General features: G+C 60.3%; 16 protein-coding genes. 10 read left to right on the top strand and 6 right to left on the bottom strand.

Annotated features, from left to right (window positions below):
* Window positions 1-98 precede the first annotated feature (98 nt).
* Complete coding sequence (gene sfsA, locus ACCW71_RS11865; RefSeq protein ID WP_436371554.1) at window positions 99-803, bottom strand: DNA/RNA nuclease SfsA; 705 nt, start codon at window positions 801-803, stop codon at window positions 99-101.
* A complete protein-coding gene (gene thpR / locus ACCW71_RS11870; RefSeq protein WP_436371556.1) occupies window positions 781-1,338 on the bottom strand; it encodes an RNA 2',3'-cyclic phosphodiesterase in 558 nt (185 codons plus the stop codon). Before thpR ends, sfsA begins: the two co-directional genes overlap by 23 nt.
* 36 nt (window positions 1,339-1,374) lie before the next feature.
* Here thpR and hrpB point away from each other — a divergent pair, with 36 nt between their 5' ends.
* The 6 genes from hrpB (at window position 1,375) to fhuB (ending at window position 12,608) form a co-directional block, all read left to right on the top strand.
* Window positions 1,375-3,858 (top strand): ATP-dependent helicase HrpB, encoded by a 2,484-nt coding sequence (hrpB, locus tag ACCW71_RS11875; protein WP_436371558.1) that lies wholly within the window; start codon window positions 1,375-1,377, stop codon window positions 3,856-3,858.
* A gap of 98 nt (window positions 3,859-3,956) precedes the next feature.
* Window positions 3,957-6,494, top strand: a complete 2,538-nt coding sequence (gene mrcB, locus ACCW71_RS11880; RefSeq protein ID WP_436371559.1) for a bifunctional glycosyl transferase/transpeptidase — start codon at window positions 3,957-3,959, stop codon at window positions 6,492-6,494.
* Between the two features lie 201 nt (window positions 6,495-6,695).
* Complete coding sequence (gene fhuA, locus ACCW71_RS11885; RefSeq protein ID WP_436371561.1) at window positions 6,696-8,906, top strand: ferrichrome porin FhuA; 2,211 nt, start codon at window positions 6,696-6,698, stop codon at window positions 8,904-8,906.
* A 39-nt stretch (window positions 8,907-8,945) separates the two neighbouring features.
* The gene (gene fhuC / locus ACCW71_RS11890; RefSeq protein ID WP_436371563.1) at window positions 8,946-9,740 is read left to right on the top strand and encodes a Fe3+-hydroxamate ABC transporter ATP-binding protein FhuC; all 795 of its coding nucleotides are present in this window, start codon (window positions 8,946-8,948) and stop codon (window positions 9,738-9,740) included.
* A 10-nt stretch (window positions 9,741-9,750) separates the two neighbouring features.
* On the top strand, window positions 9,751-10,629 hold the full coding sequence (gene fhuD, locus ACCW71_RS11895; protein ID WP_436371659.1) for a Fe(3+)-hydroxamate ABC transporter substrate-binding protein FhuD: 879 nt from the start codon (window positions 9,751-9,753) through the stop codon (window positions 10,627-10,629).
* A complete protein-coding gene (fhuB, locus tag ACCW71_RS11900; protein WP_436371564.1) occupies window positions 10,629-12,608 on the top strand; it encodes a Fe(3+)-hydroxamate ABC transporter permease FhuB in 1,980 nt (659 codons plus the stop codon). Before fhuD ends, fhuB begins: the two co-directional genes overlap by 1 nt.
* A gap of 279 nt (window positions 12,609-12,887) precedes the next feature.
* Here the strand turns inward: fhuB and hemL are convergent, their stop codons facing one another.
* Window positions 12,888-14,168: a glutamate-1-semialdehyde 2,1-aminomutase gene (hemL, locus tag ACCW71_RS11905; protein ID WP_436371566.1), complete on the bottom strand. Its 1,281-nt coding sequence runs from the start codon at window positions 14,166-14,168 to the stop codon at window positions 12,888-12,890.
* A gap of 203 nt (window positions 14,169-14,371) precedes the next feature.
* Here hemL and erpA point away from each other — a divergent pair, with 203 nt between their 5' ends.
* A complete protein-coding gene (gene erpA, locus ACCW71_RS11910) occupies window positions 14,372-14,719 on the top strand; it encodes an iron-sulfur cluster insertion protein ErpA (protein WP_436371568.1) in 348 nt (115 codons plus the stop codon).
* Window positions 14,720-14,751: 32 nt separating this feature from the next.
* Here erpA and ACCW71_RS11915 read toward each other — a convergent pair whose 3' ends face one another.
* The 3 genes from ACCW71_RS11915 to mtnN all read right to left on the bottom strand — a co-directional run bounded on the left by ACCW71_RS11915 (window position 14,752) and on the right by mtnN (window position 16,609).
* Window positions 14,752-15,003, bottom strand: coding sequence for a hypothetical protein (locus ACCW71_RS11915; RefSeq protein ID WP_436371570.1), 252 nt, complete (start codon window positions 15,001-15,003; stop codon window positions 14,752-14,754).
* Window positions 15,004-15,123: 120 nt separating this feature from the next.
* Window positions 15,124-15,918 carry a vitamin B12 ABC transporter substrate-binding protein BtuF gene (gene btuF, locus ACCW71_RS11920; protein WP_436371572.1) on the bottom strand — a complete coding sequence of 265 codons (795 nt, stop codon included), beginning with the start codon at window positions 15,916-15,918 and terminating at the stop codon, window positions 15,124-15,126.
* Window positions 15,911-16,609 carry a 5'-methylthioadenosine/S-adenosylhomocysteine nucleosidase gene (gene mtnN, locus ACCW71_RS11925; RefSeq protein ID WP_436371574.1) on the bottom strand — a complete coding sequence of 233 codons (699 nt, stop codon included), beginning with the start codon at window positions 16,607-16,609 and terminating at the stop codon, window positions 15,911-15,913. The genes btuF and mtnN overlap by 8 nt, the downstream gene beginning before the upstream one ends.
* Window positions 16,610-16,701: 92 nt before the next feature.
* Here mtnN and dgt point away from each other — a divergent pair, with 92 nt between their 5' ends.
* The 3 genes from dgt (at window position 16,702) to ACCW71_RS11940 (ending at window position 21,105) form a co-directional block, all read left to right on the top strand.
* A complete protein-coding gene (dgt, locus tag ACCW71_RS11930) occupies window positions 16,702-18,192 on the top strand; it encodes a dGTPase (protein ID WP_436371576.1) in 1,491 nt (496 codons plus the stop codon).
* 134 nt (window positions 18,193-18,326) lie between these two features.
* Window positions 18,327-19,763 carry a serine endoprotease DegP gene (gene degP, locus ACCW71_RS11935; protein ID WP_436371578.1) on the top strand — a complete coding sequence of 479 codons (1,437 nt, stop codon included), beginning with the start codon at window positions 18,327-18,329 and terminating at the stop codon, window positions 19,761-19,763.
* Window positions 19,764-19,947: 184 nt separating this feature from the next.
* Window positions 19,948-21,105, top strand: a complete 1,158-nt coding sequence (locus tag ACCW71_RS11940) for a CdaR family transcriptional regulator (protein ID WP_436371580.1) — start codon at window positions 19,948-19,950, stop codon at window positions 21,103-21,105.
* Window positions 21,106-21,161: the final 56 nt, after the last annotated feature.

Below are 21,161 nucleotides of genomic sequence, written 5' to 3' on the forward strand. Positions count from 1 at the left end.
TGGCAATTACTCATGAACGCACCTTGACAAACCTGTGAGGAACAGCGTAGTTGAACTTTAGCTCAGAACATTCTTAACACAACAAATTGCAAAAGATATTACAAGGTTACGTTGATCGGCGTTTTAAGAATCATACCTTGCGCCGATAAGTCTGCCCGATACGCTAAAACCTCTACACCGCTCCGCTGCGCCTGGACCAGTTGTTCTGCATAGACCGCGTCAATGTGACGCGCCGGAGAGACGTCCTCAATCCCCGTGTGCAGAATGGCAAACAATAAAACGGCCCGATGGCCCTCTGCCGCGACCATAGCCAGCTCGCGCAGATGTTTCTGGCCCCGAACCGTCACCGCATCCGGAAAATAACCTTTTCCCTGCTGTAAAAGGGTTACGGATTTCACCTCAATATAGCAGTTGCGCTGACCCTCTGCTTTGAGCAGGAAATCAATTCTGCTTTTTTCACTGCCATATTTTACTTCAGCCTGACGATGGGTATATCCCGCCAGCGCGGGCAGCCTGTTTTGATCCAGTGCCTCGGCCACCAGCTGATTAGCGCGCAGGGTATTGACGCAGATCCAGTGGCCCTGCTGCGTTTCGGTCAGCTCCCAGCTGTGGGGATATTTGCGCGTCAGGCTGTCGGATGTCGAATACCAGATCCGGTCGCCCGGCGTGGCGCAGCCGGTCATGGCACCGGTGTTGGCGCAGTGGATGGTCAACAGCTCGCCGTCGGGCGTCTCGACATCGGCCAGAAAGCGTTTATAGCGGGCGATCAGGCGCGCGGGCTTAAGCGGTGGGGTGAAGTGCATAGGGTTCCTGCGGCGATAATGGCCAGCTGGCCAGCGTGCGATAGTGGCTGCGCCCCCGCGCATATTCAGAGGCGAACAGCGAGAAGGTGGTGACGCGAAAGCGCCAGTGAAAACCGCGCGGCGGTAAAGCCACCGGCTGGGTGGCGTGGCGTAACAGCGTAATGTGCGGATGAAACGGCTGCGGGCTCTGGTAACAGCCATGCCGGGCGGCCTGCGCCCGCAGCAGGCTGGCGAGCTGCAACAGGCCACGCGGCGCACGCTGGCAGCCGAGCCAGACCACGCCGGGACGCGGCCAGTGGCCAGCGTCATCGAGATCGAGATCAAAGCCGGGCTGCACAATGCGCGACGCCAGGGTTTGCAGGCGCTGAGCGGTGTCAGGCGCGACCTCCCCCAGAAACGCCAGCGTCAGATGCAGATTCGCCGCCACCACCGGCCGGCCCGCCTCGGCAGGAAAGGTGTCGGCCCGCCAGCGCACCAGCTGTTGCTGCATCTCTTCAGGCAGGCTGATGGCAAAAAATAAGCGTTGTGTCGCCATGGCGCTCTCCGGCAAATATCACGGATGGATGCTACAATGCGCGCCATCTTAGCACAGGCAGAAGCGGAGTTTGCTGTGAGCGATTTACCGGTCAGCGCGGTGCTGCCTGACATTCTGGCGGCGCTGAGTCGTGCCCCCCAAATCCTGTTGGCTGCGCCGACGGGCGCGGGCAAGTCAACCTGGCTGCCGCTGCAACTGCTGCAACAGGCCGGACTGCCGGGCCGGATCATCATGCTGGAGCCACGGCGGCTGGCGGCGCGCAATGTGGCGCAGCGGCTGGCGGAGCAACTCGGCGAACAGCCGGGTGCCACGGTGGGCTTCCGCATGCGCGGCGAAAGCTGCGTCGGACCAGAGACCCGGCTGGAGGTGGTCACGGAAGGGATGCTGACGCGGATGTTACAGCACGACCCGATGCTGGAGGGGGTGTCGCTGGTGATCCTCGATGAGTTTCATGAGCGAAGTTTGCAGGCGGATCTGGCGCTGGCGCTGCTGCTCGATGTGCAGCAGGGTCTGCGCGACGACCTGAAGATCATGCTGATGTCCGCCACGCTGGACAACGCGCGGCTGGCGGCGCTGCTGCCCGACGCGCCGCTGATCGTCTCAGAGGGACGCAGCTATCCGGTTGAGCGACGTTACGCCGCGCTGAATCCGCAGGTGCGCTTTGAAGAGGCGGTGGCGCGGGAAGTGGCGCAGCTGCTGCGGGAGGAGAGCGGATCGCTGCTGCTGTTCCTGCCGGGCGTGGCGGAGATCGAGCGGGTGAAGCGTGAGCTGGAATCGCGCATCAGTGATGAGGTGGATCTGACGCCGCTCTATGGCGCACTGCCGCTGGCCGCGCAGCGCCGGGCGATCCTGCCCGCCGCCAGCGGCCGCCGCAAAGTGGTACTGGCCACCAATATCGCCGAAACCAGCCTGACCATTGAGGGTATCCGGCTGGTGGTCGACAGCGCGCTGGAGCGCACGGCGCTGTTTGACGCCCGCAGCGGCGTGACGCGACTGCAAACCCAGCGCATCAGCCAGGCGTCGATGATCCAGCGCGCCGGACGCGCCGGGCGTCTGATGCCCGGTATCTGCCTGCATCTGCTGCCGCAGGAGCAGGCATCCCGCGCGGCGGTGCAGAGCGAACCAGAAATCGTGCAGAGCGATCTCGCGTCGCTGTGGCTCGATCTGCTGCAATGGGGCTGTCGTCAGCCGCAGCAGTTGCAGTGGCTGGATCTGCCGCCAGCCAGACATCTGGAGGCGGCGCAGCGTCAGCTTACTCAGCTGGGCGCGCTGGACGACAACGGCCTGCTCAATACGATGGGACGCCGGATGGCGCGGCTCGGCTGCGATCCGCGGCTGGCCGCCGTGCTCTGCGCGGCGGGCGAGGAGCCGGATGCGGTGGCCAGCGCCGCGCTGCTGGTGGCGATTCTGGAAGATCCGCCGCGCAGCGGCAGTGCCGATCTGCGGGATGCGCTGCACCGGCCGCAACCGCACTGGCAGCGGCGGGCCAGGCAATGGCAGCAGCGGCTGAAAATCGGTGGCGGGCAGATGGATGAAGATCGCCTCGCTGGCCTGCTGGCGGCGGGGTTTGGCGATCGGCTGGCGCGGCGACGTGACCAGAGCGGTCGCTATCAGCTGGCCAACGGGCTGGGCGCGAGACTGGATGAGCAGGATGGCCTGACGCGCAATGAATGGCTGATCGCGCCCGCTTTATTACAGGGCAGCGCCGCCCCGGATGCCCGCATGTTGCTGGCGCTGCCGGTCGATATTGAGGCGCTGTGCCAGCAGCAGCCTGGGCTGATTGAGCGCCGCACTGAGGTGGAGTGGGATGAAGAGAAGGGCACGCTGCGCGCGCTGAAGCGTGAGCAGATTGGCGCGCTGATCCTGAAGGCGCAGCCGCTGGCGCGCCCGGAACCGGCGCTGCTGCACGCGGCAATGCTGCGCTGGATCGCCGAAAAGGGGCTGGCGGTGCTGGGCTGGACCCCGGAGGCGGAACAGCTGCGGCTGCGTATCCAGTGTGCCGCGCAGTGGCTGCCGGAAGAGAGCTGGCCCGCCACCGATGATGAGGCGCTGCTGGCGAGCCTGCCGCAGTGGCTGCTGCCGCAGATGGCGGCGGTGCGCGATCTCAGAAGTTTGCAGGCGGTCAATCTGACCAGCGGGCTATTACATTTACTCACATGGTCACAACGTCAGCGGCTGGATAGTGCGCTGCCAACTCATTACACTGTGCCGACCGGAAGCCGGCTGCCGATTCGCTACCACGCGGATAAGCCGCCCGCGCTGGCGGTACGGATTCAGGAGATGTTTGGCGAAGCGAGTAATCCCAGCGTGGCGGAAGGCCGCATTCCGCTGGTGCTGGAGCTGTTATCGCCGGCGCAGCGCCCGTTGCAGATCACCCGTGATCTGGCGGCGTTCTGGCGCGGTGCCTGGCCGGAGGTCCGTAAAGAGATGAAGGGCCGCTATCCGAAACATCTCTGGCCAGAGGACCCGGCCACCGCCTTGCCAACAAGGCGCACCAAAAAAATGTCCCCGCAGGGTTGAGTCAGCTGGATCGAATTCAGAGGGTTCTGCCATGCGACACGCGAGAAAGCGGTTAGAGTAGCGGCGCTGCCGTAAGCACTGCCTGGAGAAGAAAAGTAATGTCGGGGAACGATCGCGAACCTATCGGGCGCAAAGGTAAACCGTTGTCGCCGCGCAGCAGTGCGGGCCGGGGACGACGCAGAGGTATCGAACAGGATACGCAGGACGATTTTTATGATGACGAGGAGGAAGCGCCGGTGCCACGTAAAGGTAAAGGTGGAAAACCGCCGCGCGGCAAACGCCGTTGGCTGGGATGGGTAATCAAACTGTTCCTGGTGTTTGTGGTAGTGATGGCCGCCTGGGGCATCTACCTCGACTCAGAAATTCGCAGCCGGATTGACGGTAAAGTGTGGCAGCTGCCCGCCACCGTCTATGGCCGCATGGTCAGCCTGGAACCGGGCATGGCCTACAACAAAAGTGAAATGGTGGCGCTGCTGGAAGGTACGCAGTATCGCGAAGTGTCACGCATTACCCGCCCCGGCGAGTTTTCGGTCAAAGGCAACACCATCGATCTGCTGCGCCGCCCGTTTGATTTCCCCGACAGTAAAGAGGGGCAGATCCACGCGCGCATGAGCTTTACGAAAGATGAGCTGAGCGAGATTAAAAACCTCGACACCGGCCGTGATTTCGGCTTTTTCCGCCTCGATCCGCGCCTGATCACCATGCTGCAATCGCCGAACGGTGAACAGCGACTCTTTGTGCCGCGCACCGGTTTCCCGGATCTGCTGGTCGATACGCTGATCGCCACCGAAGATCGCCACTTCTATGAGCATGACGGTATCAGCCCTTACTCGATTGGCCGCGCCTTCCTGGCGAATATCACCGCCGGAAAAGCGGTGCAGGGCGGCAGTACCCTGACGCAGCAGCTGGTGAAGAACCTGTTCCTCACCAACGAGCGTTCGCTGTGGCGTAAAGCGCGTGAAGCCTATATGGCGGTGATCATGGATGCGCGCTACAGCAAAGACCGTATTCTGGAACTCTACCTGAATGAGGTCTATCTCGGTCAGGCGGGCAGCGATCAGATCCGCGGCTTCCCGCTGGCGAGCCTTTACTACTTTGGCCGTCCGGTGGATGAGCTGAGCCTCGATCAGCAGGCGATGCTGGTCGGCATGGTGAAAGGGGCGTCGCTCTATAACCCGTGGCGCAACCCGAAACTGGCGCTGGAACGCCGCAACCTGGTGCTGCGCCTGTTGCAGCAGCAGAAAGTGATCGACCAGGAGCTGTATGACATGCTCTCGGCACGTCCGCTGGGCGTGCAGCCAAAAGGCGGCGTGATCACGCCACAGCCCGCCTTTATGCAGATGGTGCGTAACGAGCTTCAGGCGAAGCTGGGCGACAAGGTGAAAGATCTCTCCGGGGTGAAAATCTTCACCACGCTCGATCCGGTGTCGCAGGATGCGGCGGAAAAAGCGGTGATTGACGGCATCCCGACGCTGAAAAAACAGCGCGGCCTGAAAGATCTTGAAACGGCGATGGTGGTGGTGGACCGCTTCAGCGGTGAAGTGCGCGCCATGGTCGGCGGAGCCGATCCACAGTTCGCCGGTTATAACCGTGCGTTGCAGGCGCGCCGCTCTATCGGCTCACTGGCGAAACCGGCGACCTATCTCACCGCGCTGAGTCAGCCCAACAGCTACCGGCTCAACAGCTGGATCGCCGATGAGCCGATTGCCCTGAAACAGCCAAACGGCAGCGTCTGGAAGCCAATGAATGACGATCGTCGCTTCAGCGGCAAAGTGATGCTGGTGGATGCGCTGACCAACTCGATGAACGTGCCGACGGTTAACCTCGGCATGACGCTGGGGCTGGACGCGGTGGTCGATACCTGGAACAAGCTGGGTGTCCCGACCGATCAGCTTCATCCGGTTCCGGCGATGCTGCTGGGCGCGTTAAACCTGACGCCGGTTGAAGTGGCGCAGGCGTTCCAGTCGATCGCCAGCGGCGGTAACCGCGCGACGCTGTCGGCGGTGCGTTCGGTGATCGCTGAAGATGGCAGCGTGCTCTATCAGAGCTATCCGCAGGCGCAGCGGGTTGAACCGGCGCAGGCCGCCTATCTGACGCTCTACACCATGCAGCAGGTGGCCGATCACGGCACCGCCCGTGCGCTGGGCGCGCGTTTCCCGAAAGCGCATCTGGCCGGAAAAACCGGTACCACCAACGATCTGGTCGACAGCTGGTTTGCCGGTATTGATGGCAAAGAGGTGGCGATCACCTGGGTAGGGCGCGATAACAACCAGCCGACGAAGCTCTATGGGGCCAGCGGGGCGATGCAGCTCTATCGCCGTTACCTGGATAATCAGGCACCGATGCCGTTGCAGCTGACGCCGCCGGAAGATGTGTCGCTGATGAATATCGACTCTGCCGGTAACTTTGTCTGCGGCACCGGCAGCAGCACCTGGCGCTCGCTGCCGGTGTGGGCGCTCGATCCTAACGCGCTGTGTCAGCAACAGCAGCAGCAGATCCAGCAGCAGCAACAGCTGTTCGATCAGCAGCAGCAACAACAGCAGCAACAGCAGCCGCAACAACCGGCTCAGCAGCCGTCGGAGCAGAAAGACAGCGACGGCGTAGCGGGCTGGATAAAAGATATGTTTGGCAAATAAATCGGTCAGACAGGTTAAAAAGGGCGCTTCGGCGCCCTTTTTTTGTTCGCGATCAATACCGGTTAATCGGCCTGCAAACGGCGTCACGGCTGGGATTTCTCCTTGCAGTGCCGCTCAGGTTTCGCATATTATCCAACGGTTATAATAATCATTATCGTTTCGATTCGCCTGCCCATCCCTGATTGTTACGAGACACTTTTTATGAATGCGCGAACGACTTTTTCTGACAATACCAAAATACACTTTTCCCGATCCCTGCTGGCCGTAATGATGACGCTGGCACTCAGCAGCCTGAGCAGCCGCCTCCATGCAGAAGAGACGATGGTGGTCTCGGCCGCGGGCGGCAGTGACGCCGGAGCGGAAAGCGCCTGGGGGCCGGCCGCCACCATCGCCGCGAAACAGAGCGCCACCGGCAGCAAAACGGATACGCCGATTGAAAAAACGCCGCAGTCCATCTCCGTCGTCACCCGCGAAGAGATGGCGATGCGTAACGTCACCAGCGTCAAAGGGGCGTTTAACTACACGCCGGGCGTGCTGACCGGCAACCGCGGCAGTTCAGACGTGATTGATGCGCTGTCGATTCGCGGCTTCAGCGAAACCAATACCAATCAGTATCTGGATGGGCTGAAACTTCAGGGAGACAACTACTCTGAGTTTGCCATCGATCCCTATTTCCTGGAGCGCGCGGAACTGCTGCGCGGTCCGGTGTCGGTGCTTTATGGCAAAAGCAACCCTGGCGGGGTCGTGGCGCTGGTCAGTAAGCGCCCAACCCAGGAAACCCTGCGTGAAGTGCAGTTCCAGATGGGCAGTGATAACCTCTTCTCAACCGGTTTCGACTTCAGCGGCGCGCTGGATGATGACGGCGTCTACAGCTACCGCCTGACCGGTCAGGCGCGCAGCCAGGATGCGCAGCAGGCGATGAACAAAGAGAAGCGCTACACCATCGCTCCGTCATTCAGCTGGCGTCCCGACGATCGCACCCGCGTTGACCTGCTGAGCTATTTCCAGAACGAACCGGAAACCGGCTACTACGGCTGGCTGCCGCGTCAGGGCACGGTGGTGCCGATCACCCGCGCCGATGGCAGCCAGTACAAACTGCCGACCAACTTCGATGAAGGCGAACAGAGCAATAAGATTTCGCGCACCACTAAAATGGTCGGCTATAACGCCGAGCATAGCGTTAACGACACCTGGACGCTGCGCCAGAACCTGCGTTACGCCGACCTGCGCACCGATTACCGCAGTATCTATGGCAATGGTTTCCTGCCTGAGACGCAGCAGATTACCCGTGGTTCGGCGACTTCCCAGGAGACGCTGAACCAGTTTGCGGTGGATACGCAGGCGCAGGCGAAGTTTGCCACCGGCCAGGTCGATCATACGCTGCTGCTGGGGGTGGATTTCCAGCGCACCCGCAATGATATTGACGCGCAGTTTGGTTCCGCCTCCAGCCTGAACGCGGTTAATCCGCAATATGGCAACGACAGCGTGACACCGTTTGCCTCGCCTTATCAGCATCTCAACAAGCAGCGCCAGACCGGTCTCTATGCCCAGGATCAGATGGAGTGGAACCGCTGGGTGCTGACGCTGGGCGGTCGCTACGATTACGCCATGACCTCGGTTTACGATCGGGTGGCGGACAGTGTCGATCGCCAGAACGATCAGGCTTTCACCTGGCGCGGGGGGCTGAACTATGTGTTTGATAACGGTATCGCCCCTTATTTCAGTTACAGCGAAGCCTTTATTCCCAATGCCGGTGCGAACTATGAAGGCCAGGCGTTTGATCCGTCACGCGCGAAACAGTACGAAGCGGGCGTGAAGTATGTGCCGAAAGATCGTCCGGTGGTGCTGACGGCAGCGCTTTATCAGCTGACCAAAACCAAAAACCTGACCGCCGATCCTGACACGAAGAATCATCCCTTCTTCAGCGTGCAGAGCGGCGAAATCCGGTCGCGCGGCGTCGAGCTGGAAGCTAAAGCGGCGCTCAATGCCAACGTCAACCTGACCGCCTCCTACACCTATACCGACGCGGAGTACACCGAAGATACCCAGTTGAAAGGCAAAACGCCGGTACAGGTGCCGAAGCATATGGCTTCCCTGTGGAGCGACTACACCTTCCACGAAACTGCCCTGTCGGGCGTGACGCTGGGCGCGGGTGTGCGTTACGTGGGTGAAAGTCAGGGGCTTTACAGCGCGGGCACCCAGCAGAACCAGAACTTTACAGTGGCCGGTTACACCACGGTGGACGCGGCGCTGAAATATGATCTGGGCCGTTTCGGTCTGCCGGGTTCGTCGGTGGGCATCAACGTTAACAATCTGTTTGACCGTGAGTATGTCGCCAGCTGCTACCGTGAATACGCCTGTTACTGGGGCGCGGAGCGTCAGATTGTCGGCACCGCCACCTTCAGATTCTGATTTAACCGGGCGCTGCGGCGCCCGTTCACAGGAATAACCATGCCGCATCCGCACGCAGACGAGGCGACCTTCACGCTGGAGAATGCCAGTTTTGAAGTGCCGGGTCGTATCCTCCTTCAGCCGCTGTCACTGACGTTTCAGCCGGGTAAAGTGACCGCGCTGATTGGTCATAATGGCTCGGGCAAATCAACGCTGTTAAAAATGCTGGGCCGTCACCATACGGCCAGCCGCGGCGAGGTACTGCTGAATCAGCAGCCGGTCGGGCGCTGGAACAGCAAAGCCTTTGCCCGTGCGGTGGCCTATCTGCCGCAGCAGCTACCGGCCGCCGAAGGGATGACGGTGCGGGAGCTGGTGGCGATTGGCCGCTATCCCTGGCACGGCGCGCTGGGACGGTTTGGTCAGGAGGATCGCGATCGGGTGGAGGATGCGATTGCCCAGGTTGGCCTGCTGCCTTTTGCCGGACGGCTGGTGGACAGCTTATCGGGCGGCGAGCGGCAGCGCGCCTGGCTGGCGATGATGGTGGCGCAGAACAGCCGCTGTCTGCTGCTGGATGAACCGACGTCAGCGCTGGATATTGCCCATCAGGTTGAGGTGCTGGCGCTGATCAAAAATCTCAGCCTGGCGCGCGGCTTAACCGTGATCGCGGTGCTGCATGACATCAATATGGCGGCGCGCTACTGCGATCGCCTGGTGGCGCTGCGTCAGGGCACCATGATTGCAGAGGGGGGACCGGAGGCGATTATGCAGCCTGAGGTATTGGGTGCGATTTACGGTATTCCGATGGGTATTTTACCGCACCCGCAGGGTGGCGCGCCGGTCAGTTTTGTCTGTTAAGGAAAGGATGATGCCCGATCTTTATCGCCGCCGACTGATGCTGGCGCTGGCGGTCTCGCCGCTTTTCTGTTCACTGCCGTTACGTGCCGCCAGCCCGAACCTCGGGCGGATTATCGCGCTGGAGTGGCTACCCACCGAACTGCTGCTGGCGCTGGGGATTACCCCTTATGGCGTGGCGGATCTGCACAACTACAACATCTGGGTGGGCCAGCCGGCACTGCCTGGTGGGGTGATCGACGTGGGCCTGCGCACTGAACCCAATCTTGAACTGATGGCGCAGATGCAGCCTTCGCTGATCCTCTGCTCCAACGGCTACGGCCCGCCGAAAGAGAAACTGATGCGCATCGCGCCAATTATGGGCTTCGACCTGCACCGCGGGGATGGCAAACCCTTCAGCGCCGCCCGCGCCTCGCTGCGTCAGCTGGCGGCGCGGCTGGGCTTAAGCGATCGGGCGGAGCAGCACCTGCGCGAGGTCGATGAACAGCTGGCGGCGGCGCGTCAGCGTCTGGCTCCCTATGCCGGGCGCACGATTCTGCTGATGTCGCTGCTCGACAGTCGTCACGCCATCACCTTTGGCAAAAACAGTCTGTTCCTGGAAGTGATGACCCTGCTGGGCCTGAAAAATGGCTGGCAGGGTGAAACTAACTTCTGGGGCAGTGCGGTGATTGGCATCGAACAGCTGGCGCAATGCGGTGATGCCGAGGCGATCTGCTTTGATCACGACAACGATGCGGAGATGGCGCAACTGATGCGCAGTCCGCTCTGGCAGTCGATGCCGTTTGTGCGCAGCGGACGCTTTCAGCGGGTGCCGGCGGTCTGGTACTACGGCGCGACGCTCTCGGCGCTGCACTTTGTTCGCGTGCTGGAACACGCGCTGGAGCGATCCTGATGCGCCACATTCTGTTTCCCGCGCTGCTGCTCAGCCTGCTGTTTCTGCTGGCGCTCAGCCTGACGCTGGTCAATCTGCAACAGGCGTTGCCGCTGGCCGGATGGTCGCAGGCGCTCTGGTCGCCCGCAACGGATAGCGTGCCGCAGATGGTGTTCCACTATAGCCTGCTGCCGCGCACGGTGCTGGCGTTGCTGGTGGGTGCCGGGCTGGGGTTGGCGGGGCTGCTGTTTCAGCAGGTGCTGCGTAATCCGCTGGCGGAACCGACCACGCTGGGCGTCTCGTCCGGTGCGCAGCTCGGTATTACCGTGGCGACGCTGTGGCATCTGCCCGGTGGCGCGCTGACGCAGCAGTTTGCCGCCTTGAGCGGGGCTCTGCTGGTGGGGGCGCTGGTGTTTGGCGTCGCCTGGAGTAAGCGGCTCTCGCCGGTGACGCTGATCCTCGCCGGGCTGGTGCTAAGCCTCTACAGCGGCGCGGTGAACCAAATCTTCGCTATTTTCAATCATGACCAGTTGCAGAACATGTTCCTGTGGAGCAGCGGTGCGCTGAATCAGATGAGCTGGGAAAATGTGCAGCAACTCTGGCCGCGTCTGCTGCTGGCGTTGCTGCTTGCGCTGGCGCTGCTGCGGCCGCTGACGCTGATGGGGCTGGATGATGGCGTCGCCCGAAACCTCGGTCTGGCGCTTTCTGTGGCGCGCATCGGTGGACTGGCGCTGGCGATCCTGCTCAGTGCACAGCTGGTGAACGTCGCCGGGATCATCGGCTTTATCGGGCTGTTTGCGCCGCTGCTGGCGAAGCTGCTGGGCGGACGGCGGCTGCTCAGCCGGATGCTGCTGGCACCGCTGATGGGTGCGCTGCTACTGTGGCTGGCGGATAGCTGCGTGGTGTGGCTCAGCGCGCACTGGCGCGATATTCCGACCGGCACCGCCACGGCGCTGCTGGGCGTGCCGATTCTGCTGTGGCTGCTGCCGCGTCTGCGTACCGGCTCGGTGCCGCCCGCCCTGAATCAGGGCGATAAGGTGCCCGCCGAGCGGCAGAATCTGTGGCGCTGGGCAGTGATTGGTCTTGTCATACTGGCGCTGCTGGCGTGGTGGGGGCTGGCGTTTGGGCGTGATGCGCAGGGCTGGAGCTGGTCGGCGGGCGAGATGCTGCATGCCCTGTGGCCGTGGCGCGCGCCACGGGTACTGGCTGCGCTGGTGACGGGAGTGATGCTGGGCGTGGCGGGAAGCCTGATCCAGCGGCTGACTGGCAATCCGATGGCCAGCCCGGAAGTGCTGGGCATCAGTTCAGGTGCCGCATGTGGCGTGGTGGTGGTGATGTTGCTGGTGCCGGGCGATGCGCTGGCGTGGCTGCTGCCCGCCGGGGCGCTGGGCGCGGCGCTGACGCTGCTGGTGATTATGGCGGTGGCCAGTCGCGGTGGTTTCTCGCCTGAGCGGATGCTGCTGGCGGGTATGGCGCTTAACAGCGCCTTTGTCACGCTGCTGATGCTGCTGCTGGCCAGTGGCGATCCGCGTATGGGCGGGCTGCTGAGCTGGATTTCCGGCTCCACCTATAACATCAGCGGCAGTCAGGCGATGCAGAGCGCGGTCTGTGCGCTGCTGCTGGTTTCACTGGCACCGCTGGCCAGCCGCTGGCTGACGCTGCTGCCGCTGGGCAGTGCCACCGCGCGCTCGGCCGGTATGGCGTTAACCCCCGCGCGGCTAAGTCTGCTGCTGCTGGCCGCGGCGCTGACCGCCAGCGCCACGCTGACCATCGGGCCGCTGAGTTTTGTCGGACTTATGGCTCCGCATATGGCGCGAATGCTGGGATTCCGGCGGGCTTTGCCACAGCTGCTGCTGTCGGGATTGCTGGGAGGCGGATTGATGGTGCTGGCTGACTGGTGCGGACGGATGCTGGCGTTCCCGGATCAGATCCCCGCCGGGCTGATGGCGACCTTTTTAGGCGCGCCTTATTTTATCTGGCTGCTGCGGCGTTCAGGTTAAGAAAAGACCGGCAAAAGCCGGTCTGAGAGTGTTTACAAAGTCTGGCTCGATTAGCTTTGAGATGGAGCCTGCGAAGGATACACGGTCAGATCGGAAAGTCGCTTAAGCCAATCCCTGGCCGCTCGGCCCGCGCCGTCCCTGGCGCGGGACGCTTTCCTCCTCTGACCGTGTTCCCTGCGCGTGGAGATTGGCGTTGCTGTAAGATTTACCCTGAACCGGGTTGTGATAAATCCGGGACCGGCGACGGCTGCCGGTCCTCTTCCTTCAACGCTGTCGAAATTACAGCTTCGCGAAACAGCGACGCGCCGCATCGACCGTGCGCTGAATATCCTCTTCACTATGCGCCAGCGACATAAAGCCCGCTTCATAGGCGGATGGCGCGAAGTAAACGCCTTCCTCCAGCATCAGATGGAAGAAGGTTTTAAAGCGCTCCACATCGCAGCGGGTGACATCGGCGTAACAGGTCACGCTCTCTGCCTCGGTGAAGAAAATACCAAACATGCCGCCAACGTGATTAATCACCAGCGGAATATTGTGCTGCTGCGCCGCGTCGCGCAGCCCCTCTGCCAGCTGGCGGGTCAGGGCGTCCAGCTTCTCATGGGTGCCCGGCCGGGCAATCTGCGTTAAGCAGGCGTAACCTGCCGCCATCGCAATCGGATTGCCGGAGAGCGTACCCGCCTGATAGACCGGACCGGTCGGAGCCAGCGCCGCCATCACATCGCGACGGCCACCAAACGCACCCACCGGCATCCCGCCACCAATAATCTTGCCGAGGCAGGTCAGATCCGGCCGCACATGGTAGTGCGCCTGAGCACCGCCCAGCGCCACCCGGAAACCGGTCATGACTTCATCAATAATCAGCAGCGCGCCGAACTCATCACACAGCGCGCGCAGGCCAGGCAGGAAGTCGGGCTGCGGCGGGATGCAGTTCATGTTGCCTGCGACCGGCTCAACGATGATGGCAGCAATCGCCTGCGGGAACTGCTCAAAAGCGCTGCGCACCGAATCGAGGTCGTTATAGGTGCAGGTCAGGGTATGCTTAGCGAAGTCAGCCGGTACGCCGGGCGAGTTGGGCTGACCAAGCGTTAAGGCACCGGAACCCGCTTTCACCAGCAGATGATCGGCGTGACCGTGATAGCAGCCTTCAAACTTGATGATTTTATCGCGGCCGGTAAAGCCACGCGCCAGACGGATGGCGCTCATGGTGGCTTCGGTGCCGGAGTTAACCATCCGCACCATCTCCATGCTCGGCACCAGCTCACACACCAGCTGCGCCATCGTCACTTCCATTTCGGTCGGTGCGCCAAAGCTCAGACCGCGCTGTGCGGCTTCAATCACCGCATTGCGGATTGCGGCGTTATTATGGCCCAGCACCATCGGTCCCCAGGAACCGACATAGTCGATATAGGCTTTGCCATCAGCGTCATAGAGATAAGCGCCATCGGCGTGTTCGATAAACAGTGGAACGCCGCCCACACCGGTAAATGCGCGTACTGGCGAGTTTACCCCACCCGGGATCAGGCGTTGTGCCTCGGCAAACAGTTGTTCAGACTTACTCATTTTCGGCTCCAGCGGTTCAGAAAAATATTACGCCATTCTACGGAAGAGGGGCAGCAGACGAAAGGTGGATTCACCCCCGGCACCCTTAACCGGCGTCAAAGCGGCACAGAGTGCGAAGGGCAGAGCTTGATTGCGCTGAGGTGCTGACTGATAATAGCGTAATTGAGGTCGTTTTCTGACCTGGACGTTTACCGGAGTAAAACATGAGTGATGAAGTAGTAGCACTGCCGTTGCAGTTTACCGACGCCGCAGCCGCCAAGGTGAAGAACCTGATTGCCGACGAAGAGAACCCGGCGCTGAAACTGCGTGTCTATATCACCGGTGGCGGTTGCAGTGGTTTCCAGTATGGCTTCACCTTTGACGACCAGATGAATGATGGCGACATGACGATTGAAAAGCAGGGCGTCTCGCTGGTGGTTGATCCAATGAGCCTGCAATATCTGGTGGGTGGGTCGGTGGATTACACCGAAGGTCTGGAGGGCTCGCGCTTTATCGTGACCAACCCGAACGCCAAAACCACCTGCGGTTGTGGCTCCTCATTCAGTATCTGATCGCGCAGGCCGTCACCCCGACGGCCTCGTTTTTACCACTCTACTGTAATCAGCCGGTTTCCCTGCTTCTGACTTCCCACGCCTGACAGCGTGCTGTCAGTCACGCGCGGCTGCGCGGCTGCCGCTCTGCCGCAGTTGATCTGCGGTGTCGGCTGAGCCGCCGGCAGCTTAATTTCACAACGTGAATAGATGACTAGCCTGACGCCGATAGCGCCATTTATCGATCCGGCAACCGCCGATCCGGCGATCGTCAGCCCGATGGCCAGCAGCAGTGCTCTGGTCATATCAGGTTCCTGGTGTTGTAAAAGCGCTTCGCGCTGAAAAGGACGGAGAGCATACGTGGCGCGCCGTCTCATACTCTGATTAACGGCAAAAAAAGCGTTTTCTTTAATCGATGGGGCGCTTTATTGTGCGGTATGGAGTGCGGCGCAGAGCTGGCGGGCGGCCAGCAGCAGGCGGGGACCGGGGCGACTGAGCCAGTCATCGTTGATGGCGATCACCGGCACGCTGAGCTGTGGCTGCCAGAACCGCTGGATATTTTCCGCCTGCTGCGCATCGCCGCCAATGACAATCGCCTGCGGATGACGCATCAGCACCTGTTCGCGGCTGACCTGCGGCCAGCTGACGCGGCTGTCAGCAAAGATATTCCTGCCAGCGCATAAGGTAATGATCTCATTTTGCAGCGTGGATTTAGCGGCAGTAAACAGCGGCTGCTGACCAAACTGTAGAAAGAGTGGCACCGGCGGCAGCTGTGCGTAACGCTGACGCAGCGCCGCTTCCTGCTGTTGTAACTGCTGTGCCGCACTGGCCGCCAGCGCTGGCCTGGGGCTCCAGTGTCCGAGATCGGCCAGCGCCGCGATCATCTCATCCAGCGTCAGCGGGTCGATCCATTTGATCTTCACGCCAAGCTGCTGTAACTGGTCGATCTGCCGCTGCGGATTGCCGCCGCGCCAGGCCAGCACCAGATCCGGCCTGAGCTGCACTATGCGTTCGACCCTGATCCCCTGCCAGTTGGCGACCTGCTCAATCTGTTTCGCCTGTGGCGGATAGTCGGACCAGGCGCTGACCGCAATTGGGGTAATGCCGGCGGCGAAGGCGAGTTCAGTGAGGTGGGGAGCGAGGGTTATGACGCGCGGGGCAGAAGCCAGCAGGCTGCCGCTCAACAGCAGCAGCCAGCAGAACAGCAGAGCTTTAGCCACGCGCCAGACGCGCCAGCAGATTCTCTACCATCAGCGAAGATTGTTTGGCCGCCACGCTGAGGAACTCATCAAAGCTGAGGTGAGATTGCTGGTCGGCGACATCAGAAATCGCGCGCACCACCACAAACGGCACCTGGAACTGATGACAGACGTGACCGATAGCGGTCGCTTCCATCTCAACGGCGATCGCCTGTGGGAAGAGGTGACGGATACGGGCCAGTGGTTCAGCACCGTTAATAAAGGCATCCCCGCTCACCACCAGACCGCGTACCGCATTCAGATCCAGCTGCTGAATACAGGCTTCCGCGGCCGCCACCAGGTTGCTGTCGGCCACAAACGCCGCCGGGCAGCCTGCCATCTGGCCTGGCTCATAGCCGAAGGCGGTGACGTCAGCATCGTGATAACGCACCTCTTCCGACACCACAATATCTCCGACCTTGAGAGAAGGCGCTAAGCCGCCCGCCGAACCGGTGTTGATCACCACGTCTGGCTTGCAGAGTTGCAGCAGCAGCGTAGTACCCAGCGCGGCAGAGGTTTTACCGATACCCGATTTCAGCAGAGCCACTTCAACGCCCTGGAGAGTGCCGGTATAGATTTCGCAACCCGCCAGTGACAGCGTTTGACGGTTTTCAATTTTGTCGCGCAGCAGTGTGACTTCCTGCTCCATCGCGCCAATAATGCCTGCTTTCATAATGAGTCCCGCTAATGTAAAAAATCAAAAATTAGGGCATAGTCTACCATGGCATTCAGGGGATTAATTCACGAAAAAATAAGGGGTAATCCATGTCGGCGATCAATTTCAGGACGAAGATCAGCTTCTCGCGCCCTTATACCAGTCGAAAAGATCCAGAAGGCGAATATTACATCACCCGCCATTTTGAGAGCGACCGCGGCAGAATCATTAACTCCGCGGCGATCCGGCGTTTGCAGCAGAAAACCCAGGTCTTTCCGCTGGAGCGCAACGCCGCGGTGCGTTCCCGTCTCACCCACTCGCTGGAGGTGCAGCAGACCGGCCGCTATATCACCAAAGAGATCCTGCAAACCCTGAAAATGCAGGGCGGGCTGGCGCAGTATGGCCTGGATGAGCTGGAAGGGGCGTTTGAAAGCCTGATTGAGATGGCCTGCCTGCTGCATGATGTGGGCAATCCCCCTTTTGGTCACTTTGGCGAGGCGGCGATCAACGACTGGTTTGAAGATAATCTGCCCGCCGAACTGGTCGATCCGCTGGTGGCGGGGGTGGAAGGGGAAGCGCAACGCCGCGCCTTCGACCAGCTGAACGCGATGATCCGTCAGGATCTCTGCCATTTTGAGGGCAACGCCCAGGCGATCAGGATGGTGCATACGCTGCTGCAACTCAATCTCAGCTATTCGCAGGTCGCCTGCATTCTGAAATATACGGCACCCGCCTGGTGGCAGGGCGATAAACCGGCCGAATTCAGCGCATTAATGAAGAAACCGGGCTTTTATCTCTCCGAACAGGATTATATTGCCGATCTGCGTGCCGCCACCAATATGAAAGAACATCATCGCTTTCCACTCACCTATATAATGGAAGCGGCGGATGATATCTCCTATTGTATTGCCGATTTGGACGACGCTGTTGAAAAAGATATATTTAATGTTGAGAGTTTGTATGAGTTCCTGAATAAAGCCTGGGGACCGGTTAAAAGTAATGACGCCTTCAGCCGGACGATTGGCGAAGCATGGCGCGAAGCCTGTAGTAAAAAGCGCCGCAGCCGCAGCGATCAATTTTTTATGTCATTGCGCGTAAATGTTCAGAGCGTACTGGTGAGCTATGCGGTGAAACGTTTTGTCGATAATCTGCCCGCGATATTTGACGGCAGCTTCAACCACGCGCTGCTGGAAGATGATGGCGAGGAGGGGCGTCTGCTGCAACTGTTTAAAACGGTGGCGCGTCAGCAGGTGTTTAACCACGCGGAAGTTGAGCAGCTGGAGTTGCAGGGCTATCGGGTGATCAAAGGGCTGCTGGAGATCTATCAGCCGCTGATGCGCCTGACCTATGAAGCCTTTACCACGCTGATAAATGAGGATTTCCTGCGTCAGCATCCGATAGAGACCCGGCTGTTTCACAAGCTCTCCGGGAAGCATCGAAAAGCCTATCTGCATAAAATGCGGACGCTGGTGGTCGAGCATAAATATCAGCGGTTGCTGTGGGAACGTTATTATCGCTTCCGCCTGATTCAGGATTATATCAGCGGCATGACCGATCTTTATGCCTGGGATGAGTATCGGCGGTTGATGGCGGTAGAATAAGCCGCCAATTGTAAAGAGCGCGAATAAATTTTTACTTTTGCCTGAAACTTTTAAAGGAACTTCGCGCTAAAACATTTATCTCACCTTTCGACCACAGCAATGGTCTGAACAGTAATCTTTAAGAGAAACGAAAAATGAAAAAAAAGACGTTAATGTTAAGTGCGCTGGCGCTGAGCCTGTCAATGGCGCTCGCCCCTGTTACTGTTTCTGCGGCGCAAACGGCCTCTTCAGCTTCAGATAGCCAGCAGCTGCCAAGCCTGGCACCGATGCTGGAGAAGGTAATGCCGTCTGTGGTCAGTATCAGCGTTGAGGGAACCAACACGGTAAAAACCCCACGCATGCCGCAGCAGTTCCAGCAATTCTTTGGCGATAATTCCCCGTTCTGCCAGGAAGGGTCGCCGTTCCAGAGTTCACCGATGTGCCAGGGCGGTGAGGGTGGCGGAGCGATGCCGGATACCCAGCAGGAGAAATTCCGCGCGCTGGGATCGGGTGTGATCATCAACGCCGAAAAAGGCTATGTGGTCACCAACAACCACGTGGTGAATAACGCCACCAAGATTCAGGTGCAGCTGAGCGACGGCCGTCGCTATGACGCCAAAGTGATCGGCAAAGATCCGAGTTCCGATATTGCGCTGATTCAGCTCAAAGATGCTAAAAACCTGACCGCGGTTAAAATTGCCGACTCGGACAACCTGCGGGTGGGCGACTACACCGTGGCGATCGGTAACCCTTATGGCCTGGGCGAAACCGTGACTTCAGGGATCGTCTCCGCGCTGGGACGCAGCGGTCTGAATGTAGAAAACTATGAAAACTTTATCCAGACCGATGCGGCGATTAACCGGGGTAACTCGGGTGGCGCGCTGGTCAACCTCAACGGCGAGCTGATCGGTATCAATACCGCGATTCTGGCCCCGGACGGCGGCAACATCGGTATCGGCTTTGCTATCCCAAGCAACATGGTCAAAAACCTGACGGCGCAGATGGTGGAGTTTGGTCAGGTGAAACGCGGCGAGCTGGGCGTGATGGGCACCGAGCTTAACTCTGAGCTGGCGAAAGCGATGAAAGTCGACGCGCAGCGCGGTGCCTTTGTCAGCCAGGTGCTGCCAAACTCCGCCGCGGCGAAAGCCGGGATTAAAGCGGGTGACGTGATCGTCTCGATGAACGGCAAACCGCTTAGCAGCTTTGCTTCGCTGCGTGCGGAAGTGGGTTCACTGCCGATTGGCACCAGCCTGAAACTTGGCCTGCTGCGTGACGGCAAGCCGCTGGATGTCTCTGTTCAGTTGCAGCAGAGCAGCCAGGCGAAAGTGCAGTCTGCCACTATCTACACCGGCATTGAAGGCGCCGATCTCAGCAATGTCGAAACCGGCGATAAAGGCGTGCGCGTAGATAACGTGAAAGCGGGCAGTGCCGCCGCGCGCATCGGTCTGAAGAAGGGCGATGTGATTCAGGGCGTCAACCAGCAGCCTGTCACCAACCTGGGCGAGCTGCGTAAAATCCTCGACGCTAAGCCTTCCGTGCTGGCGCTGAACGTGAAACGCGGTGACAGCAGCATCTATCTGCTGATGCAGTAAGCGCAACCCCTTAACTTTCAGGCGGACTCCGGTCCGCCTTTTTTATGCGGCTAACCGCAGCGGCCAGAGTGTGATGCTGACCGCAAATTCAGCAAAAGTCCGTCCTCCTCTGTGCAATTGCACAATGTTCTGGATGCGGTGCATGCGTATTCTGTTTCTCCCCCCCTCACTTCAGGAGTAATGGATGGCTACCTATCATCTTGATGCCCGACTGGCGCAGGATATTGTGGCGCGCACCATGAAAATTATTGACAGCAATGTCAATGTGATGGATGCGCGCGGCCGGATTATCGGCAGCGGCGATCGCGAGCGTATTGGGGAATTGCACGAAGGCGCGCTGCTGGTGCTCTCTCAGGGGCGGGTGGTGGATATTGATGAGGCCGTCGCTAAACATCTGCATGGTGTGCGGCCCGGCATTAATCTGCCGCTGCGCATTGATGGCGATATTGTCGGCGTAATCGGTCTGACCGGCGAGCCGCTGGCGCTGCGTCACTATGGCGAGCTGGTCTGCATGACGGCGGAGATGATGCTGGAGCAGGCGAGGCTGCTGCATATGCTGGCGCAGGATAGCCGCCTGCGGGAAGAGCTGGTGCTGAATCTGATCCGCAGCGATACCCTGTCGCCCCAGCTGACCGAATGGGCGCAGCGACTCGGCATCGATCTCAATCAGCCACGGGTGGTGGCGGTGGTGGAGGTGGATAGCGGGCAGCTCGGCGTCGACAGCGCGATGTCAGAACTGCAACAGCTGCAAACTCTGCTGACCACGCCGGAACGGGACAATCTGATCGCCATCGTTTCCCTGACGGAAATGGTGGTGCTGAAACCGGCGCTGAACGGGCATGGCCGTTACGATCAGGAGGAGCATCGCCGCCGGGTTGAACAGCTCCTGCAACGGATGAAAGAGAGCGGCCATTTGCGGATGCGTATCGCGCTGGGCAACTTCTTTACCGGTCCCGGCAGCATCGCCCGTTCCTACCGCACCGCCCGGACCACCATGATGGTCGGCAAACAGCGAATGCCCGACCTGCGCAGCTATTTTTATCAGGATCTGGTGCTGCCGGTGCTGCTCGACAGCCTGCGCGGCGGCTGGCAGGCCAATGAGCTGGCCCGGCCGCTGGCGAAGCTCAGGAGTATGGACAGCAACGGCTTACTGCGCCGCACGCTGATCGCCTGGTTCACCCATAACGTCCAGCCGAGCGCCACCGCGCGGGCGCTGTTTATCCATCGCAATACGCTGGAGTATCGGCTTAACCGGATTTCTGAACTGACCGGGCTCAATCTTGGCCATTTTGACGATCGGCTGCTGCTCTATGTGGCGTTACAGCTGGATGAGCAGGGCTGAGAGGGGAAGCGGGCGGCATAAAAAAGGCCAGCAGTGCTGGCCTTCGCTGTCGGCAT

Origin of the sequence: Pantoea sp. C2G6 (assembly GCF_051336815.1) — a bacterium.
Classification (GTDB): Bacteria; Pseudomonadota; Gammaproteobacteria; order Enterobacterales; family Enterobacteriaceae; genus Pantoea.

Excerpts from the sequence above, each read along its gene's own strand:
- mtnN (WP_436371574.1), bottom strand. The coding sequence starts at position 16,609 with ATGAAAGCAGGCATTATTGGCGCGATGGAGCAGGAAGTCACACTGCTG.
- sfsA (WP_436371554.1), bottom strand. The coding sequence starts at position 803 with ATGCACTTCACCCCACCGCTTAAGCCCGCGCGCCTGATCGCCCGCTAT.
- erpA (WP_436371568.1), top strand. The coding sequence starts at position 14,372 with ATGAGTGATGAAGTAGTAGCACTGCCGTTGCAGTTTACCGACGCCGCA.
- ACCW71_RS11940 (WP_436371580.1), top strand. The coding sequence starts at position 19,948 with ATGGCTACCTATCATCTTGATGCCCGACTGGCGCAGGATATTGTGGCG.
- degP (WP_436371578.1), top strand. The coding sequence starts at position 18,327 with ATGAAAAAAAAGACGTTAATGTTAAGTGCGCTGGCGCTGAGCCTGTCA.
- dgt (WP_436371576.1), top strand. The coding sequence starts at position 16,702 with ATGTCGGCGATCAATTTCAGGACGAAGATCAGCTTCTCGCGCCCTTAT.
- fhuA (WP_436371561.1), top strand. The coding sequence starts at position 6,696 with ATGAATGCGCGAACGACTTTTTCTGACAATACCAAAATACACTTTTCC.
- fhuC (WP_436371563.1), top strand. The coding sequence starts at position 8,946 with ATGCCGCATCCGCACGCAGACGAGGCGACCTTCACGCTGGAGAATGCC.
- hemL (WP_436371566.1), bottom strand. The coding sequence starts at position 14,168 with ATGAGTAAGTCTGAACAACTGTTTGCCGAGGCACAACGCCTGATCCCG.
- mrcB (WP_436371559.1), top strand. The coding sequence starts at position 3,957 with ATGTCGGGGAACGATCGCGAACCTATCGGGCGCAAAGGTAAACCGTTG.
- fhuD (WP_436371659.1), top strand. The coding sequence starts at position 9,751 with ATGCCCGATCTTTATCGCCGCCGACTGATGCTGGCGCTGGCGGTCTCG.
- hrpB (WP_436371558.1), top strand. The coding sequence starts at position 1,375 with ATGCGCGCCATCTTAGCACAGGCAGAAGCGGAGTTTGCTGTGAGCGAT.
- thpR (WP_436371556.1), bottom strand. The coding sequence starts at position 1,338 with ATGGCGACACAACGCTTATTTTTTGCCATCAGCCTGCCTGAAGAGATG.
- fhuB (WP_436371564.1), top strand. The coding sequence starts at position 10,629 with ATGCGCCACATTCTGTTTCCCGCGCTGCTGCTCAGCCTGCTGTTTCTG.
- ACCW71_RS11915 (WP_436371570.1), bottom strand. The coding sequence starts at position 15,003 with ATGACCAGAGCACTGCTGCTGGCCATCGGGCTGACGATCGCCGGATCG.